Annotated in this window: 1 protein-coding gene; it reads right to left on the bottom strand. The window is 56.8% G+C overall.

The genetic code is table 11. The features are described from left to right. Positions 1-22: 22 nt before the first annotated feature. Positions 23-779, bottom strand: a protein-coding gene (locus tag SLH47_RS26290; protein WP_320244102.1) for an IS5 family transposase whose coding sequence is annotated in 2 segments (ribosomal slippage) — positions 23-461 and positions 460-779 — 759 coding nt in all. Because the reading frame shifts where the segments join, the coding sequence is not laid out codon by codon here. Between the last annotated feature and the right edge of the window lie 66 nt (positions 780-845).

The raw sequence follows: 845 nt of genomic DNA on the forward strand, positions 1-845 counted from the left end.
TAGTGTCTGGACTCATTGAGTTTCAAAGCCAGTAGATGATGATGGCCGCGAGAGCGATAGCTGACAGGAAGACCTTTGGGCATCTGTCGTAACGTGTAGCCACACGCCGCCGGTCCCTGAGCCTACCGGACATGATCTCGATGCGGTTGCGCCGTTTGTAGCGACGCTTGTCGTATTTTTCCGGTTTCGTCCGCTGTTTCCAGCCAGGGATGCGGGCGCGTATCCCTTTGTCTTTCAATGCTTCTCGGAGCCAATCGGCGTCATACCCTCGATCTCCGAGGAGCCATTCCACCTTTGGCAAACTGCTCACCAAAGCGCGAGCACCTATGTAATCGCTGACTTGACCGGCCGTAACAAACAGATTGAGGGTGCGGCCTTGGCTGTCGCAGATGGTGTGCAGTTTGGTGTTCATGCCGCCCTTGGTTCGGCCAATCAGCCGTCCACGCTCCCCTTTTGACGCCCATGCTGGTCGCTGTCCGGTGGGCCTTCAGATACGTCGCGTCGATCATCACGGTCTTCTGTTCGCCGTGTTTGGCAGCCAGCCCAGCCATCGTCCGCGCGAAGATGCCCTTGTCGCTCCACCGTTTCCAACGGTTGTAAAGCGTCTTGTGCGGCCCATACGCAGCAGGGGCGTCGCGCCACCTTAAACCATTGCGATTGATGAAGATAATGCCACTCAACACGCGCCTATGGTCCACGCGTGGCTTGCCATGAGACTTGGGAAAGAAGGGCTCAAGACGCGCCATCTGCGCATCTGTCAGCCAGAAAAGATCAGTCATGTTCACCGCTCGTTTTTCGGACCGTGAATCACGCCGTCCCAAGGAAATCAATGGGTCCTCACCCTA

The sequence above is a fragment of the Cognatiyoonia sp. IB215182 genome, assembly GCF_033963905.1.
Lineage (GTDB): Bacteria > Pseudomonadota > Alphaproteobacteria > Rhodobacterales > Rhodobacteraceae > Yoonia.